This window comes from Streptomyces sp. NPDC002896 (genome assembly GCF_040295225.1).
Taxonomy (GTDB): Bacteria; Actinomycetota; Actinomycetes; order Streptomycetales; family Streptomycetaceae; genus Streptomyces.
The window spans coordinates 18,122-32,317 of the sequence record NZ_JBEOVA010000023.1 but is presented as its reverse complement, the minus strand read 5'-3'; the positions used below and the strand labels follow the sequence as shown (position 1 = coordinate 32,317).

Genomic DNA, 14,196 nt, shown 5'->3' with positions numbered 1-14,196 from the left:
GTTTGATCGGCACTACCGCGAGGTCCACGCGGCGGGATCAGCAGCATGCCGCCCGCCCGGGCGCCGTGGTGACGCGCTCCAGCTCCGCGTCCATGACGGCATCGTCCGCCTCGCCCGCGCGTTTGGCCTCGATGAAGTGGCCGATCACCACCTCTGCCGCCTCCGGCCGGGCCACCTCGGCCTCGGTCTCCGCCAGCTCCTTGCGCAGTTGTTCCACGCGCTCGGCCAGCACGATGCGCCGCTGCATCACCCACGTCAGCACCTCGGCCACCAGCAGATTCCTCCCGCCCGCGAACTCCCCGTGTCCTGCGGACAGTAGGTGCCGACGACGGCCAGGGCGCGCGGTTCCGGCAAACCGGCCCACGGCAGACGATCACCTGCTACCGATCACACCACCGACCAGCACGAGCAGCCCATACCGAACCCATACCAGCCCCGTGACCAGCAACTTCAAGAGGAATCAGCTCAATGCTCGTCAGCCGCCCACTGGTCGTCCGGATGTCGCCCGCGCGGCCACCACCGAGCCGTGTCAGGCCGAATACAGCGGGCTGGGCCCCACTCGCCTGCTACCGCGAGACTCCCCAGCCCCTGCCCGACTCATCAGGGCCGCGTCACGCCACTCGCGGCGGAAGAGGCAGCGTTTCCGCCGCGCCCGATGTGGGCTACGTCTCATCCGCGAGCTGTCACACCGGATGCGCGGCTGGTGTCTCAATGCCGAGTCCACAACGCGAGGGAGACATGATGAACGGGAACGTCGAGGTAGTCGTGATCGGCGGAGGGTACGGGGGCGTGACGGCGGCCAACAGCCTGGCTCGGCGCGATGGCATGTCGGTGACCCTGGTCAATCCGCGTCCCAACTTCGTCTCGCGGATCCGCCTGCACCAGCTCGTGACCGGCTCCGATGACGCGGTCGAGGGCTTCGATGAGGTTCTGGGCGGGAACGTCCGGCTGGTGGTCGACACCGCGACCCGGATCGACGCTGCCGAGCGCCGGGTGTCGTTGGCGGGCGGTGGCACGGTCTCATACGACTACCTCGTCTACGCGGTGGGCAGCGGCGCCGCCGATCCCGGCGTGCCCGGAGCGGCAGAGTTCGTACATTGGGTGTCGGACCTCGAGGGGGCGGAACGACTGCGGTCGGCGCTGACCGCGACGCCCACGTCGGCTCCGGTGACCGTGGTCGGGGCCGGCCCGACCGGCCTGGAGACCGCCGCCGAGCTGGCGGAAGCGGGTCACAAGGTCACCCTGGTCTGCGGCGACGTGCTCGGCCCCTCCCTGCATGCCCGGGTCCGCCGCCCGGTCGCCCGCCGGCTCGCCAAGCTGGGTGTGACCGTCCTCGAAGGTCCCCGCGCGCGGGTGACGGAAGTGACACGCGATGGCGTACAGCTCGACGACGGCCGCGAGCTGCCCAGCGCGGTGACGATCTGGACCGCGGGATTCCGCGTCCCGGACCTGGCCGCCCGCAGCGGGCTGCGCACCGACACCGAAGGCCGCCTGGTCACCGACGCGACGCTGACCAGTGTGGACGACGTGCGCATCGTCGCCGCTGGGGACGCGGCGGTGATGACGGACCGGCCGTTCCGGATGAGCTGCCAGGCCGCCGTACAGCTGGGCCCGGCAGCCGCCGCCACGATCCTGCGCCGGATCGCGGGGAAAAAAGCCGCTCCCGTCCGGATGTTCTTCGCCGGGCAGTGCCTCAGTCTCGGCCGAAACGAGGGCGTCACCCAGTTCTCCTACCTGAACGACAAGGTGAACGCGCTCCGCATCAGCGGGGGGCTCGGTGCCGGCGTCAAGGAGATCGCCTGCCGGTTCACCCTCAATAAGTTGGTGTCCGGGGCACGCAAGGCCAGTTCCCGCGCATCCCACGGCGACAGCACCGACCGCCTGGAATCGCCGCAATCGGAAGACCGCACGACGCCGTCCGGCACCCGACGCGTGGCTTAGCCGCCAAGTCCCCTCCTTGGGCCGGACCGACCGGTCCGGCCCAAGGAGGACCGAGCCGGAGTGACAAGCACACAACGCCGCGGCCTCGTATGCCGTGGCCCGGCGCCGGGGCGCCATTCCCACCAGCCCGCCCCACGCGGCCTGATCAGTGGGGAGGCTGCTGCCGACGACCCCGTCATCAGACTGGGTACATGGTCCACGGCCTGCTTCCCGCCCATGGGGCCGACCACGAGAGAGTGAAGCGCACGACATGAACGACCACGTCACCGACCCCGCGACGGAGGCCTTCGTCGCCCACCGCGACCTGCTGTTCACCGTCGCCTACGAGATGCTCGGATCGGCGGCGGACGCCGAGGACGTCCTCCAGGAGGCCTGGCTGCGATGGGTCAAGGTCGACCTGGCGCAGGTGCGGGACCAGTGCGCCTACCTGGTACGGATCACGACCCGGCAAGCGCTCAACCGGCTGCGCACCCTCAAACGGCGCAAGGAGGCCTACGTCGGCCCCTGGCTGCCCGAGCCCCTGCTCACCGCGCCGGACGTGGCCGAGGACGTCGAACTGTCCGAGAACCTGTCGCTGGCAATCATGTTCATCCTCGAAACCCTCTCACCGACCGAACGCGCCGTCTTCGTGCTGCGCGAGGTCTTCGACTTTGGCTACGACGACATCGCGGCCGCGATCGACAAGAGCCCCGCCGCCGCACGCCAGATCGCCCGCCGCGCCCGCCGGCACGTCGACGCCCGCCGGCCGCGCACACCGGTTTCCCCGGAAGAAACCCGGGCAACGCTGAATTCGTTCCAGCGCGCGCTCGCGACCGGGGACCTGCAGGGCCTGCTCGACGTACTCGCCCCGGACGTTATTTTCGTCAGCGACGGCGGCGGCCTCAAGCTGGCGGCCCTGCGGCCGGTCGTCGGCGCCGACAAGGTGCTCCGTTACATGGCCGGCAGTGTCGAAAAGGCCGGCGGCTCCTTCACCAGTGAGCCCACGACGGTCAACGGCAACCCCGGACTCATCCTGCGCGTGGACGGCGTGATCGACGGCGTGCTGGCCTTCCGCGTGGAGAACGCCCGCGTCACGGGCCTCTACTACGTCCGCAACCCCGAAAAACTCACCCGCGTTGAGTCCGAAACGCCCCTCACCTCCCGCTGACCGTCCCCCGCGACACGGCCGACCGAGGTGCGCGGTAGCGCAGGCGTCGCGGAACAAGCCGCTGACCGCCGCCGAGAAGCAAGCGAACCGGCTGGTCAGCCGGGAACGCGCGGCGAACGAGCACGGCTTCGCCGACCTGAAGAACTGGCGCGTACTCACCAAGCTCCGTCTGAACGCGAAGCACGCCACCACCCTCCTGCGCGCCCTCCTCGTCCTGACGAACGCGGAGATGAGCCGCTGACTCGACGCGGCAGACGATCACCCCAGCACGATCAGTCGGACAACCAGCACGAGCACCCCATCCCCGGCTCACACCAGCCCCACTGACCAGCGCTTTTCAAGATGGCAACGTCTCAATGGGCCCGTATGGAGTCCCCGCGTGGTCAGTTGAGGGGGATGCGTCCCTTGCTGTGCATCGCGGTGCGGACGCGTTCTTCGGCGAGACCGCGGCCGGCGGCGTGCGGGGTGACGTCTCTCCGCTCGGCTTCGTCGAGGACAGTGACCGTATTGGCCCGCAGCCTGGTCGAAATGGTCTTGAAGATCGTGGCGGTGTCCGGCCGGAACCCGGAGTAGCGGGCGTCCATCGCGAAGGCGGCGGCGACGACGCCTCCGGCGTTGGCGATGAAGTCGGGTATCACGGTGATGCCGCGCTGGGCGAGGATGGCCTGGGCGTCCGCGGACGTGGGCAGGTTGGCGCCTTCCACGACGAGCTTGGCTTTGATCTCGTGCGCGGTGGTGTGGTCGATGACGTCCTGGAGCGCGGCGGGCACCAGGACATCGCAGTCCACGGTGAGTTCCGCGCCGGAAGGGAGCGTGGTGCCCCGGCTCAGGCGGGTGACGAAGTGGTCGCCGTGCTCCTGGCGGGCGGCGAGGAGGTCTTCGATGTCGAGGCCGCTGGGGTCGTGCAGGGCACCGTGCGCGGTGGAGACCGCGACGACGGTGGCGCCGAGCTCGGCAAAGCGCTGGGCGGCCGCGCTGCCGACGGCGCCGAAGCCCTGGATGGCGATGCGGGATCCGGTCAGGGGCAGCCCTTGGCGCTGGGCTGCGGCATCGGCTGCCTCGGCGACCCCGTAGCCGGTGACGCCGAGTTTGTCGTACGCCACGCCGCCGAGGTGTTCGGGTGTGCCGACGGCGGCTCCGCGGTCGCCCAGCTCGTCCTGGATGATCGCGGCGTCGCTCTCGGTCAGCCCCATGTCCAGCCCCATCACGTACTCGCGGGGCACCTCGTTGGACAGCGCCCGCGCGAACGCACGCAGGATCGCCTCCTTGTCGCGGCAGGCGGGGTCGGCGACGATGCCGGCCTTGGCGCCGCCGTAGAAGAGGTCGACACTGGCCCACTTCCACGTCATGACCCGGGCGAGGCGGGCTACTTCGCTGACGGTCACGTGGGGGCTCATGCGGGTTCCGCCCTTGCCTATGCCTCGGGCGGTGTTGTCGATGACCAGGACGCCTTTCATGCCGGTGCGTCGGTGGGAGACGACGACGATCTTCTCGGGGCCCCAGTCGTCGACGAGGGAGAGTGCGTCAGTCACAGCGTGTTCCTTTTCGGTGTCGGTGTCGGTGTCGGTGTCGGTGTCGGTGTCGGTGGAGGAGGTGTGGTGCGGGTCAGGCGGAGGTGTCGGCCGGGGGCAGTGCGCGGGCGATGAGCTGCGCGAGGTGGGTTCCGGTGCGGTCGGTCTGCTGGGCGATCTGGGTGCGGCAGCTGAAACCGTCGGCGAGGACGTGCGTGTCGAGGGCCGCTTCCCGTACGGCGGGTAGCAGGACCTGTTCGCCTGCGGCGACGGAGACGTCGTAGTGGCCGCGTTCGAAGCCGAAGTTGCCGGCCAGGCCGCAGCAACCGGAATCGAGCGTGGTGTTGTCGACGCCCATGCGGCGCAGCAGTGCACTGTCGGCGCTGAAGCCGGAGGTGGCGTGCTGGTGGCAGTGGGTCTGGCTGATCGATCGGGCGTCGATGCGCGGGGGCTGCCAGTCGGGTGCGTGATGGACGAGTAGTTCGGCGAGGGTGACGGTGGCCTGGGCGAGGGCGCGGGCGTTGTCGTTGCCGTCAAGGAGTTCGGGCAGGTCGCTCCTGAGCGCTGTGGTGCAGCTGGGTTCCAGGCCGACGACCGGCATGCCCGACTCGACGGCGGGGGCGAGAGCGGCTGCGGTGCGCTGGGCGATGCGGCGGGCGATGCCCAGCTGCCCGGTGGTGATCCAGGTCAGTCCGCAGCACTGGGTCCCGTCCGGGACCTGGACGCGGAAGCCGGCGCTCTCCAGCACGGCGACCCCGGCCTTGAGGACCTCGGGCGTGAAGTGGTTGTTGAAGGAGTCGACCCACAGCATGACCGGGCCGCGATGCCCGTCGCCCGCAGGGATGCGGGCGCGGAACCAGGCGAGGAAGGTCTCGTGCGCGAAGCGTGGGATATCGCGCTGGACGGCGATGCCGCCGAGCCGCTTGATGAGCGGGGCCAGCCGGGAGGAGGTGAGCGCGTTGACCAGCCGTGGCATCCGGGCGGCCAACCGGGACAGGAGCGGAAGCCAGCCCATGGTGTAGTGCGAGGCGGGCCGGACACGGCCCTTGTAGTGGTGGTACAGGAACTCCGACTTGTACGTGGCGACGTCCACGCCGACCGGGCAGTCGGCACTGCACCCCTTGCAGGACAGGCACAGGTCGAGGGCGTCGCGGACTTCGGTGGAACGCCAGCCGTCGGTGATCACTTCGCCCTGGGTCATCTCGTACAGCAGGCGTGCGCGGCCACGGGTGGAGTCCTTCTCGTCCAGTGTCACGCGGTAGCTGGGGCACATGACGTCGCCGCGGTGACTGGCGGAGCGGCATTTGCCGACGCCGACGCAGCGGCGGGTGGCCTTGGCGAAGTCGCCGTCGTCGGCGTGGAACGGAAAGACCGTGGTGAGGGGCAGCGGGGTGCGGTGCGGGCTGACCCGGAGGTTGCCGTCGACCGGCAGCGGCCGCACGATCATGCCGGGGTTGAGACCGTTGTCCGGATCCCAGATGTTCTTGAACTCCTCGAACAGGGCGATGATGTCGGGCCCGTACATCAGGGGCAGCAGTTCGGAGCGGGCCTGGCCGTCGCCGTGTTCGCCGGAAAGGGAACCGCCGTGCGTGGAGACCAGTTTGGCGGCGTCGATGACGAAGGCACGGAAGACAGCGGTGCCCTGCTCTGTGGTGAAGTCGAAGTTGATGCGGACGTGCAGGCAGCCTTCGCCGAAGTGCCCGTAGACCGCGCCCTGCAGATCGTGCTGCTTCAGTAGACGGGTGAACTGGCGCAGGTAGGAGCCCAGTTGGTCGGGTGGGACGGCGGCGTCCTCCCAGCCGGGCCAAGCCTCGGAGCCGTCGGGCAGACGCGTGGCCAGGCCTGCTCCGTCCTCGCGGATCCGCCACAGCCGCCGGGCACGCGCGGGATCGATGATGACCTCACTGCCGGTGAATCCCGCGGCCTGCCGTGCGGTCTCGGAAAGAGCTGTGGCCCGGAGGGGCAGCTCGTCAGCGGTGCCTCCGAGTTCGGCGAACAGCCAGGCCTGGGCAGCGGGCAGGGTGTCGATCGCGGCGCGCGTCTCCGGCCGCGTGACGATGTCGGTCAGCGCTTGGTCGAGTCCTTCAAGGGCCAGCAGTCGGTGCTTCAGCAGGGCGGGTACCGCATCTGCCGCGGCGCAGGCATCACGGAAGCCGAGGACGACCAATGCCCGTGCCGGGGGCGGGGAGATGAGGCGGACGGTCGCCGAGAGGATGACGGCCAGAGTGCCCTCACTGCCGACGAGGGCCCGAGCGAGGTTGAAGCGCCGCTCGGGCAGCAGGTGCTCCAGGGCGTAGCCCGAGACCTGCCGCGGGAACTGCCCCAGCTTGGTGCGCAGTACCGCCAGGTTGTTCTGGGCGAGGCGGTACAGGGACGCGATGAGCTGTGCGCGGTCGTCGCCCGCGGCCATGGCGTCGTCGATCTCGTCTTTGGTCATCTCGCCGAGGTGCACCACGGTGCCCCGGTAGGTGACCACCTCGAGTTCCAGGACGTTGTCCGCGGTGCGGCCCCAGGCGACGGAATGGGTCCCGCAGGCGTTGTTGCCGATCATGCCGCCCAGCGTGCAGCGGCTGTGGGTGGACGGATCGGCGCCGAACAGCAGGCCGTGCCCGGAAGCGGCCGTTTGCAGATCGTCCAGGACGATGCCGGGCTCCACCGTCGCTGTCCGTGCCTGCGGGTCCAGAGCCAGCAGCCGGTTGAAGTAGCGGGAGAAGTCGAGCACCACACCCGATCCGACCGCCTGCCCGGATGTGCTGGTGCCCGCTCCACGCGATGTGATCGGCACACCCAGACGTCGGCAGACGGAGATCGCGTTGAGGACGTGCTGCCGCTCGCGGGGGAACACCACCGCCAGCGGGACCTGACGGTAGTTCGAGGCATCGGCCGAGTACTGTGCCCGGCGGCCGGCGTCCCCGGCGACCTCGCCGCAGTCCCCTTGGACGAGAGCTGCGGCCACAGCCGTCGCATCGAGGCTGCCGCTGCCCTGAACTGTCGTGGTCACTGTGCTTGCTCCTTCATTGCTCACCAGTCACGTTCGACCAGGTCCTCCCCACGATGTGGGTCGGGCAGGGCGGCCCACAAGGCCCAGCAGCGCGAAAGAATTGACCTGCCAGGGCAATAGATGCTTATGCTCGCCGTCGAGCTCTCCAAGGAGTCCACGTTGCTGAAGCCCCTGCACCTGCTCACGCTGAAGGCCGTCGTCCGCAGCGGGTCGTTCGCCATCGCGGCCCGCGACCTCGGCTACACCGCGTCTGCCATCTCCCAGCAGATCTCCGCCCTGGAGAAGGAGAGTGGGCTGGTCCTGTTCGAGCGGGAGGCCCATGGGATCCGTCCGACAGCCGCGGCGCACCGCCTGGTCGACCTCGGCGCTCGCGTGCTGGCCGCCCTGGACGATCTGGACTACGAGGTGCAGGAGCTCGCCAGCGGCGCCACCGGCCGGCTGAGGCTCGGCAGCTTCCCGACCGCCGGCGTCCGGCTCGTGCCCTCCGCCCTGTCGGCGCTCGTGGAAACCCATCCGCGCGCGCAGATACAGCTCGAGGAGGGCGAGCCCGAAGAGCTCATCGCCGCACTCAGCAATGGCGACTTGGATGTCGCACTGGTCTACGAGTACGGGCTGAGCCCGCGGCAGTGGCCCGACGGCCTGACCCGCCACCTGCTCCTGCGTGAAGACCTTGTCCTGCTGCGTGCCCGCGACAGCAGCTTGAGCGCGAAGCTCCCGAACCTGGTGCACGCCCGCTGGATCACCAGCCGGGAGGGCACCGCCGGGGCCCTGTCGCTCAACAGGCTGTGCGCGGCTGCCGGGTACGATCCCGCGGTCGCCTTCCGCAGCAACAACTACGACGTGGTGCGGGAGCTGGTCTCTGCGGGGTTCGGAGTGGCGGTGGTCCCGGCGCTCGGCCACGCGCCGAGCGAAGGCATCGAGGCCACCGGGCTCACCCAGCGTTCCGCACATCGCGAGGTGATGGCCCTGCATCGGAGCGAGAACAGTAATCCGCTGCTTGCCACCGTGCTGGACGCCCTGCGTCGGGCGGTGCCCGCCGATGAGCCGTTTTTGCATCCGGCCGAGTCGGCGTGACCACTTCGGCGGTACCTCCCCGGTGTCCCGGGCCAGGGAGGACCGCCGTACCAGCGTCGACAGCCCGACGGCTACGGGGCCGGTACGGGTTCGGGCCGAGGCTCCGGCTCGTCGGAGTCGGACATCTCGTCAAGGGCGTCGAGATCCACCGAGCCGCCGGGCATGACCTTGCGGGTGCGGCGATAGCCGTAGGCGGCGTAGATGACCAGGCCCACGACCAGCCAGCCTCCCAGCCGCACCCAGGTCTCCCACTCCAGGAACGACATGAGCCAAACCGAGAAGACCATGCCGAGGACGGGCACGACCGGCATGCCCGGACAGCGGAAGCCGCGCTTGAGGTGGGGCTTCTTGTAGCGCAGGATCAGCACGGAAGCGGAGACCACCACGAAGGCCAGCAGCACCCCGATATTGGTGAGTTCGGCAACGGCGTTGATCGGCAGCACCCCCGCCAGCAGAGCGGACACGACGCCGATGACCCAGGTGGCGCGGTGGGGGACCTTGCGCTTGGGGTGGATGGCGCCGAACCATGCGGGCATCAGCCCGTCCCGGCTCAGGGCGTACCACAGGCGGGAGGCGCCCATCATGAAGGAGAAGGTCACGGTGACGATGCCGATGACCGCGCCGACCGCGATGACGTTGGCCAGCCCGCTCAGCCCGACGCTTGCGAAGGCGCTGGAGATGCCGCTGCCCGGGTTCAGTTCGGTGTAGTGCTGCATGCCGGTGAGCACGATGCAGACCAGGACATAGAGGGCCATGGAGATCGCCAGCGAGAGCAGCATGGCCTTGGGCAGCTTGCGTTGTGCCTCCACCGACTCCTCCGCGGCCGTGCTGAGTGCGTCGTAGCCGAACACGGCGAAGAAGACCGTCGCAGCGCCGGTGAAGGCCCCGCCGAGGCCGAACGGCGCGAAGGGGTGCAGGTTGTCGGCGTTGACCTTGGTGAAGCCGACCACGATCACCAGCAGCACGATGGCGATCTTGATAATGGTCAGCACCGTCTCCACGCGGGCCGACGTGCGGGTGCCGCGGGTCAGCAGCCAGGCCACCGCGAGACAGATCACGACAGCGAGTAGGTCGATCTTGTGTCCGGCCCCTGTGCCGGGGGCACCCAGGGCCCAGGTGGGCAGGTGGATGCCGACGGCGTCCAGCAGAAACCCCAGATAGCCCGACATGCCGATCGCGACGACGGCGACGATGGCGGTGTACTCCAGCAGCAGGTCCCAGCCCACGATCCAGCCGACGATCTCCCCGAGGACGGCGGCGCAGTAGGTGTAGGACGAGCCGGCCTTCGGAACCATGCCGGCGAATTCGGCGTAGGCGAAGGCCGCACACAGCGACGCGGCCCCGGCCACCAGGAACGAGATCAGAACGGCGGGACCGGCGACGTCCCGGGCCACGGCCGCGGCCAGACTGAAGATGCCCGCCCCGATGATGGCGCCGATGCCGATCATCGTCAGCTGGGTGAGACCGAGCGTGCGCACCATGCGCTCACCGGTGGGCTGCTCGGAGGGAAGTGTTCGCCTGAAGACTCCCTGCGGTCCTCTTCCCAGCAAGGCGGGAAGCCCGGACTTCGGGGTGTGGTTGGGGGACATCGCTCGCTCCCTGTGAGGCAACGGCGGCACGACCGGCCGCCGTCGTGGCGGGGGTCACCACTGGCCCGAAACCATCACGCACAGGTCTCCGTCAGCAGAAGAGGGTTGAGCCCGACAGCTTCCGTCCCTGAGGGCAAGCAACACTGATGCGCACAGGTCGCGCGGCTCTACCTCGGTGGATCGCGCCGGGCTCCGGCCACCGCCCGCAGGACGTCGACCAGCGCGGCCACCGTGGGGCGGCGCTCTGCGGAGGAGCGGAACACCACGACGATGTGCCGCTCGACGCTCTCGCGCAGCCGCACCACGTCGAACCGCGAGGCGCGCAGCCTGAGCATCAGATTCGTCACGGTGCTGACCCCGATACCAGCCTCGACCAGCGCCAGGGTGGCCGCGGTGTCCGTCACCTCGTGCTGGACATCGGGTTCGATGCCCGCCCGTCGGCAGGCGGTGCGCACCGCGCGGCCGTAGTAGCTGTCGGCGGACGGCAGGATCCATACCAGGTTCTGGGTGTCGGCCAAGGAGATCTCTTCGCCGTCCATCCACCCGGTGGGCACCGCGAGGGAGAACCGCTCCCCGTACAGCTGCATCACTCGCAGGGCCGGATCGCGGGGGATGGGTACATCGGGATAGTCCAGGCCGAGCGCCAGGTCCACGGCGCCGGAGGCGACAGCGTCGTACACCTCGTCCACGTCCATGTCGCGGCTGTGCACGGCGAGTCCCGGGTGGGCCTCGCGTACCCGCTGCAGGGCCAGCGGCAGGATCTCGGCGGCGGCCGTGGCGAACAGACCGACCAGCAGCACCCCGGAGATCTCGCCCCGGCTGCGCTCCAGGGCCTCGACGGCTTCGGCCTCCGTGGACAGGATCCGCTCGGCATGACGGGCCAGCGTCATCCCGGCGTCGGTCAGTTCCACCCGGCGCCCCACCCGCTGCAGCAGCTCCATGCCCGTGGCCTTCTCCAGCGCGGCGATCTGCTGGGAGACCCCGCCGGGGGTGTAGCCCAGGGCCTGGGCCACCGCGGTGATGGTTCCGCGCCTGGTCAGCTCCACCAGGGAACGCAGCTGGGAACTCGTCCAGTCCATATAGAGACCCTAATAGATCAGATGCACTAACTGTTCATAGACGTCAACGGTTGGGTTGCGCCACGATGACGGGCAGATAGCTGATCAGCGTCTCTCCACCCACTGACAGCCCAAGCCACGCCCCGAACTGATCCCTCTTCAGCTCTGGCGTCGGCCTCTGGAAGGGACGGCCTCTTGTCCACGTCATCCACCTTCCGCACCGTTCCCCCGACCGCCGATGTCGTGATCATCGGCGGTGGCGTGATGGGTGCAAGCACCGCGTTCCACCTCGCCGAAGCGGGGGTGAAAAACATCGTTCTGGTCGAGCGCGGCGACCTGTGCTTCGGCAGTTCCGGCAAGCCGATCGGCGGCGTGCGCGCCCAGTTCTCCGACCCGCTCAACATCGAACTGGGCAGCAGGAGCCTGCGGGCCTTCCAGGACTTCCCGCACCGCCCCGGCGCCGACATCCGCCTCGACAGCGTCGGCTACCTCTTCCTGCTCACGACCGACCGGCAGGCCGCGGAGTTCGAGGTGAGCGTCAAGACGCAGAACGATCTGGGCGTCCCCAGCCGCATGGTCAACCCGGACGAGGCCCGCGAGCTGTGTCCCTATATCAGCACCGACGGACTCGTAGCCGCCGTCTACTCGCCCACCGACGGCCACGCCCGCCCCGGCCTGGTCGTCCGTGGATACGCCGACGCCGCGGCCCGGGCCGGTGTCACCTTCGCCACGCATACCAACGTGACCGGCATCGACACCGCCGGCGACCGGGTCACCGCCGTCCACACCGATCGCGGCCGCATCGCCTGCTCCACCGTCATCTGTACGGCGGGCGCCTGGTCGGGGCAGATCGGCGACATGGTCGGCATCAGCCTGCCGGTGCGGCCGGTACGCCGCCAGCTCGCCTTCACCAAGCCGCTCACGCCCCCCGCACCCCGCATTCCCTTCACCATCGACTTCGCGTCGTCGGCCTATTTCCACAACAGCGACGACGGCCTGCTGTTCGGCCTGGCCGACCCCGACCAGCCGGACGGCTTCGACACCACCTGGACCCCGGAGTGGCTCGAGCTCTTCAGGGACGTCGCACGCCACCGGGCACCCGAACTGGCCGACATGGAGGTAGCCGACGGCTGGGCCGGACTGTACGAGGTCACCCCCGACCACAACGCCCTGATCGGCCGCTCGAGCGAGCTCGGCAACTTCCTGTACGCCGCAGGGTTCTCCGGCCACGGCTTCCTGCAGGGACCCGCTGTCGGCGAGATCATGCGCGACCTCTACCTGGACCGTGAACCGTTCGTCGACATCTCCCCCCTCAGCGCCGACCGCTTCCGGACCGGGGCCGAGACCCGCCCCGAAGCCCACGTGGTGTGAACCCCCTGTTCGAAAGGCAGACCCTTCCATGATCAGCCAGTGGCAGCTGCGAGCGGCCTTCGCCGCCCGGCTCTCGGACATGTACGGGCGGGAGGTTCCCGCCTACACCACGCTCGTGGACGTCTCGCGCGAGGTCAACGAGGACGTCCTGCGGGCGCAGGGTGCCGACGCCGAACGACTCGGCTCCATCAGCCGCGTGACCGCGGAACGCCACGGCGCCATCCGCGTCGGCACCCCCGGTGAACTGCAGCAGGTCGCCCGGGTCTTCGGCGCCCTGGGCATGCACCCGGTCGGCTTCTACGACCTGCGTGAAGCCGCCTCCAGCGCGGTGCCCGTCGTGTCGACCGCGTTCCGTCCCGTCGACGGCGACGAGCTTGCACGCAACCCCTTCCGCGTTTTTACGTCCATGCTCACCCCCGCGGACCCCCGGTTCTTCGACGCCGATCTGCGCTCCCGCCTGGAGACCTTCCTCGCCGGCCGCGAGCTGTTCCCGTCGGAGCTGCTCGCCCTGGCCGACCGGGCCGAGGCCGACAAGGAACTGCCGGACGCCGACGCCGAACGCTTCCTCCAACTCGCCGTCCAGGCCTTTGAGTTGTCCACCGAGCCGATCGACAAGGCCTGGTACGAGACCCTGGAGAAGGTCTCCGCCGTCGCCGCGGACATCGGCGGCGTGCGCAGCACCCACATCAACCACCTCACCCCGCGCGTCCTGGACATCGACGAGCTCTACCGGCGCATGACCGAGCGCGGCATCGAGATGATCGACACCATTCAGGGACCCCCCAACTGGAAGGGTCCCGACGTGCTGCTGCGCCAGACGTCCTTCCGGGCGCTGGCCGAACCCCGTGCCCTGCGCACCCCGGACGGCAACGTGATCAGCGGCGCCCTGCGCGTGCGGTTCGGCGAGGTCGAAGCCCGCGGCATCGCCCTCACCCGCGACGGCCGGACCCTCTACGACCACCTGCTCGCCCTCGTCGACGAGCAGGCAGCCCTTCACCCCGATGGGGGTCCCCCCTGCTCGAGCGAAGCCGAGAGCTTGGGGGAGGACCGGACCGAACTCTCCCGGGCCCTGTGGGCCGAGCACGTCCCCGGCAGCGAGCACGAACTCGCCACCCAGGGGCTGGCGTACTTCACCTACCAGGTCGCGCCCGGCCGGCCGCGGGACGGACGCCACCCGCCCACCGGCCTCGGCGAGCTTCTCGAACAGGGCTGGGTGCGAGCCGAACCCGTCGTCTACGAGGACTTCCTGCCCCGCTCCGCGGCCGGCATCTTCCAGTCCAACCTCAGCGGTGAGGGCTCCAGGGACAACGACCAGGAAGGTGCCGCCTACGACAGCGCATGGCTCTCCGGCGCCATCGACCGCGAAGTCCTCGACCCCTTCGCCCTCTACGAGCAGCAGCAGAACCACTCCCTCGCCCAGGTGGCCCGGGAGCTGGACCTCGACGGCGCGCTCGGATGACCCGCCGATCCGCCCTCCTCACCCCTCAACCCCCAAGGGAGCATC

The 14,196-nt window shown here is 69.6% G+C and carries 11 protein-coding genes; 6 read left to right on the top strand and 5 right to left on the bottom strand.

Annotation, left to right across the window (positions count from 1 at the left end; translation table 11 throughout):
- Positions 1–37 precede the first annotated feature (37 nt).
- On the bottom strand, positions 38–271 hold the full coding sequence (locus tag ABT009_RS32770) for a hypothetical protein (protein ID WP_351303251.1): 234 nt from the start codon (positions 269–271) through the stop codon (positions 38–40).
- Positions 272–741: 470 nt separating this feature from the next.
- On the opposite strand from ABT009_RS32770, the gene ABT009_RS32765 reads away from it, so the two are divergent.
- The 3 genes from ABT009_RS32765 (at position 742) to ABT009_RS32755 (ending at position 3,329) form a co-directional block, all read left to right on the top strand.
- Positions 742–1,941, top strand: coding sequence for an NAD(P)/FAD-dependent oxidoreductase (locus tag ABT009_RS32765; protein ID WP_351303509.1), 1,200 nt, complete (start codon positions 742–744; stop codon positions 1,939–1,941).
- A 250-nt stretch (positions 1,942–2,191) separates the two neighbouring features.
- Positions 2,192–3,088, top strand: a complete 897-nt coding sequence (locus ABT009_RS32760) for an RNA polymerase sigma-70 factor (protein WP_351303248.1) — start codon at positions 2,192–2,194, stop codon at positions 3,086–3,088.
- A complete protein-coding gene (locus ABT009_RS32755) occupies positions 3,057–3,329 on the top strand; it encodes a transposase family protein (RefSeq protein WP_351303245.1) in 273 nt (90 codons plus the stop codon). The genes ABT009_RS32760 and ABT009_RS32755 overlap by 32 nt, the downstream gene beginning before the upstream one ends.
- A gap of 142 nt (positions 3,330–3,471) precedes the next feature.
- On the opposite strand, the gene ABT009_RS32750 is transcribed toward ABT009_RS32755, so the two are convergent.
- Positions 3,472–4,620 (bottom strand): Glu/Leu/Phe/Val family dehydrogenase, encoded by a 1,149-nt coding sequence (locus ABT009_RS32750; protein ID WP_351303242.1) that lies wholly within the window; start codon positions 4,618–4,620, stop codon positions 3,472–3,474.
- Between the two features lie 73 nt (positions 4,621–4,693).
- Positions 4,694–7,600, bottom strand: coding sequence for an FAD-binding and (Fe-S)-binding domain-containing protein (locus ABT009_RS32745; protein ID WP_351303239.1), 2,907 nt, complete (start codon positions 7,598–7,600; stop codon positions 4,694–4,696).
- 120 nt (positions 7,601–7,720) lie between these two features.
- Here ABT009_RS32745 and ABT009_RS32740 point away from each other — a divergent pair, with 120 nt between their 5' ends.
- Entirely contained in the window at positions 7,721–8,674 is a 954-nt protein-coding gene (locus ABT009_RS32740; protein WP_351303236.1) for a LysR family transcriptional regulator, read from the top strand.
- 71 nt (positions 8,675–8,745) lie between these two features.
- Here the strand turns inward: ABT009_RS32740 and ABT009_RS32735 are convergent, their stop codons facing one another.
- Both ABT009_RS32735 and ABT009_RS32730 read right to left on the bottom strand, forming a co-directional pair.
- A complete protein-coding gene (locus tag ABT009_RS32735) occupies positions 8,746–10,155 on the bottom strand; it encodes an amino acid permease (RefSeq protein WP_351303507.1) in 1,410 nt (469 codons plus the stop codon).
- 275 nt (positions 10,156–10,430) lie between these two features.
- Positions 10,431–11,342 (bottom strand): LysR family transcriptional regulator, encoded by a 912-nt coding sequence (locus tag ABT009_RS32730; RefSeq protein ID WP_351303233.1) that lies wholly within the window; start codon positions 11,340–11,342, stop codon positions 10,431–10,433.
- Positions 11,343–11,516: 174 nt separating this feature from the next.
- Here ABT009_RS32730 and ABT009_RS32725 point away from each other — a divergent pair, with 174 nt between their 5' ends.
- Positions 11,517–12,692: an NAD(P)/FAD-dependent oxidoreductase gene (locus tag ABT009_RS32725; protein WP_351303231.1), complete on the top strand. Its 1,176-nt coding sequence runs from the start codon at positions 11,517–11,519 to the stop codon at positions 12,690–12,692.
- 28 nt (positions 12,693–12,720) lie between these two features.
- Positions 12,721–14,151, top strand: a complete 1,431-nt coding sequence (gene hglS / locus ABT009_RS32720; protein WP_351303229.1) for a 2-oxoadipate dioxygenase/decarboxylase — start codon at positions 12,721–12,723, stop codon at positions 14,149–14,151.
- Positions 14,152–14,196: the final 45 nt, after the last annotated feature.

Excerpts from the sequence above, each read along its gene's own strand:
- hglS (WP_351303229.1), top strand. The coding sequence starts at position 12,721 with ATGATCAGCCAGTGGCAGCTGCGAGCGGCCTTCGCCGCCCGGCTCTCG.
- ABT009_RS32760 (WP_351303248.1), top strand. The coding sequence starts at position 2,192 with ATGAACGACCACGTCACCGACCCCGCGACGGAGGCCTTCGTCGCCCAC.
- ABT009_RS32730 (WP_351303233.1), bottom strand. The coding sequence starts at position 11,342 with ATGGACTGGACGAGTTCCCAGCTGCGTTCCCTGGTGGAGCTGACCAGG.
- ABT009_RS32765 (WP_351303509.1), top strand. The coding sequence starts at position 742 with ATGAACGGGAACGTCGAGGTAGTCGTGATCGGCGGAGGGTACGGGGGC.
- ABT009_RS32740 (WP_351303236.1), top strand. The coding sequence starts at position 7,721 with ATGCTTATGCTCGCCGTCGAGCTCTCCAAGGAGTCCACGTTGCTGAAG.
- ABT009_RS32735 (WP_351303507.1), bottom strand. The coding sequence starts at position 10,155 with ATGGTGCGCACGCTCGGTCTCACCCAGCTGACGATGATCGGCATCGGC.